Origin of the sequence: Streptomyces sp. NPDC059455 (genome assembly GCF_042750115.1) — a bacterium.
Classification (GTDB): domain Bacteria; phylum Actinomycetota; class Actinomycetes; order Streptomycetales; family Streptomycetaceae; genus Streptomyces; species Streptomyces endocoffeicus.
Genome location: NZ_JBHYVB010000480.1, coordinates 1 through 1,684, shown reverse-complemented (window position 1 = coordinate 1,684; position 1,684 = coordinate 1). Strand labels below are relative to the sequence as shown.

General features: G+C 73.3%; 1 protein-coding gene. It reads right to left on the bottom strand.

All coding sequences use genetic code 11. The features are described from left to right. On the bottom strand, nucleotides 1–1,630 hold a 1,630-nt coding region (locus ACFXB5_RS53690; protein ID WP_385223370.1), incomplete at its 3' end, for a type I polyketide synthase. Between the last annotated feature and the right edge of the window lie 54 nt (nucleotides 1,631–1,684).

Below are 1,684 nucleotides of genomic sequence, written 5' to 3'. Positions count from 1 at the left end.
CCACCGCCATACCGGCCCACTGCGCCCCCTGACCGGGGAACACAAACACCGAACGACCCCGCACATCCGCCACACCACGCGTCACACCCGAGACGACCTCATCCCCGGCCAACGCGCCCAGCCGCTCCAGGAGCTCCTCGCGATCAGCCCCCGTCACCACCCCACGGTGCTCGAACACCGACCGCGTCCCCACCAGAGAGAACGCCACATCGGCGGCGCCCAGCTCCGGACGGGCCGCCACGAACTCCCGCAGCCTGCCCGCCTGAGCCCGCAGCCCGGCCGCGCTGCGGCCGGACACCACCCAGGCCACCGGTCCGTCGGCGACCTCGGCCTCGACGGCCTCCGCCGCCTCGGCCTCCGGAGCCTGCTCCAGGATCGCGTGCGCGTTCGTTCCGCTGATGCCGAACGAGGACACACCCGCCCGCCGGAGCTGCTCCGACCCGGGCCAGGGGGTCGACTCGTTCAGCAGCCGGATGTCGCCCTCGGACCAGTCCACCTGGCTGGACGGCTCGTCCGCGTGGAGCGTCTTGGGCAGGACGCCGTTCCGGATGGCCATCACCATCTTGATGACTCCGCCGACACCGGCGGCGGCCTGGGAGTGGCCGATGTTGGACTTCAGCGAGCCCAGCCACAGCGGCTTGTTCTCCGGCCGCTCCTTGCCGTAGGTGGCCATCAGCGCCTGCGCCTCGATGGGGTCGCCCAGCGAGGTGCCCGTGCCATGGGCCTCCACCGCGTCCACATCAGCGGGCGTCAGGCCGGCGTTCTTCAGCGCCTGGCGGATCACCCGCCGCTGCGAGGGGCCGTTGGGCGCGGTCAGACCGTTGGACGCGCCGTCCTGGTTGATCGCCGAGCCCCGGATGACGGCCAGCACCGGGTGGCCGTTGCGCCGGGCGTCCGAAAGCCGCTCCAGGAGGAGCAGGCCCACGCCCTCGGCCCAGCCGGTCCCGTCGGCGCCCGCGCCGAACGCCTTGCACCGCCCGTCGGGAGCGAGCCCGCCCTGCCGGCTGAACTCGACGAACATGCTGGGGGTGAACATGACGGCGACACCGCCCGCCAGGGCCAGTGAGCACTCCTCCTGACGGAGCGCCTGGCAGGCCCAGTGCAGGGCCACCAGCGACGACGAGCACGCGGTGTCCACCGTCACGGCGGGCCCCTCCAGGCCCAGGGTGTAAGCCACCCGCCCGGACACCACGGAGGTGGCGTTGCCCGCGAGCATCAGCCCCTCCACATCCGCGGGCATCTCGCTCACTCCGGCGCCGTAGCCGGAGGGCGAGGCGCCGACGAACACACCGGCCTGGCTGCCCCGCACCGACGCCGGGTCGATTCCGGCGCGCTCGAACGCCTCCCAGGCGGTTTCCAGCAGCAGCCGCTGCTGGGGGTCGGTGGCGAGCGCCTCCCGCGGGCTCATGGAGAAGAAGCCGGGGTCGAAGTCGCCGGGGGTCTCCAGAAATCCGCCCTCACGGACGGAGAAGGTGCCGGATCGCTCCGAGTCGGGGTCGAAGAAACCATCGACGTCCCAGCCTCGGTCAGGAGGGAACTCGGTGATGGCGTCGCCGCCCTCGGCGACGAGCCGCCACAGCTCCTCCGGCGTCTTCACGCCCCCGGGGTACCGGCCGCGCAACCCCCCCAATGCGGGGGGGGGCCCGGGCCCCCCCGCCCCCCGGGCTAGTGTGCCCCGCTCCGA